Annotated in this window: 1 protein-coding gene; it reads right to left on the reverse strand. The window is 67.8% G+C overall.

Going from position 1 to position 1,149, the window contains the following annotated elements:
• Positions 1-1,149 (reverse strand): acyl-CoA dehydrogenase family protein (locus AB0K37_RS42290; protein ID WP_363991903.1); only part of this gene is annotated, 1,149 nt, incomplete at both ends.

Raw genomic sequence — 1,149 nt, forward strand, 5'->3', positions numbered from 1 at the left:
TGAGGATCTGGCGGGCCATGACCATGCGCTGGATCTGGTTGGTGCCCTCGTAGATCTGGGTGATCTTGGCGTCGCGCATCATCCGCTCCACCGGGAACTCCCGCGTGTACCCGTACCCGCCCAGCAACTGCACCGCGTCGGTCGTCACGTCCATCGCCACATCCGAGGCCAGCGCCTTGCACGCCGACGACACGAACGTCAGATCCGGCACCCGCTCCCCCGCCATCGCCCGCTCGGACTTCACCGCCGCGTGATACGTCAGCTGCCGCGCCCCCTCCAGCCGCATCGCCATGTCCGCCAGCATGAACTGCACACCCTGGAAATCAGCGATCGCCTTGCCGAACTGCCGCCGCTGCTTCACATACCCCACCGCGAAGTCCAGCGCCCCCTGCGCGATCCCCAGCGCCTGCGCCGCGATCGTGATCCGCGTATGGTCCAACGTCGCCAGCGCCGTCTTGAACCCCGTCCCCTCAGCCCCGATCATCCGATCCGCCGGAACCCGCACATCCTCCAACACCACCTGACGCGTCGGCGACCCCTTGATCCCCAGCTTGCGCTCCTTGGGACCGAACGACACCCCCGCATCCTCCTGCGAATCCACCACGAACGCCGAGATCCCCCGCGCCCCCGCACCCGGATCGGTCACCGCCATCACCGTGTAGAACCGCGACACCCCCGCATTGGTGATCCACATCTTGGTCCCGTTCAGAACCCACCCATCACCCTCACGCACCGCACGCGTCCTCATCCCCGCCGCGTCCGACCCCGCATCCGCCTCCGACAACGCATACGAGAACATCGCCTCACCCCGCGCCACCGGCCCCAGGAACCGCTCCTTCAACCCCTCCGACCCCGCCAGCAGAACCGGCACCGTCCCCAGCTTGTTCACCGCCGGAATCAACGACGAGGACGCGCACACCCGCGCCACCTCCTCGATCACGATCACCGTCGCCAGCGCATCCGCCCCCGCACCCCCGTACGATTCGGGCACGTGCACCGCATGCAGATCACCCGCCACCAACGCGTCCAACGCCTCCTGCGGGAACCGCGACTCCTCATCCACCTCCGCCGCGAAAGGAGCGATCTTGGCCTCGGCCAGCTCACGCACCGAACTCCGCAGCAGCTCATGCTCCTCAGACGGCGCGTACG

This window comes from Actinomadura sp. NPDC049753 (genome assembly GCF_040674655.1).
Classification (GTDB): domain Bacteria; phylum Actinomycetota; class Actinomycetes; order Streptosporangiales; family Streptosporangiaceae; genus Spirillospora; species Spirillospora verrucosospora.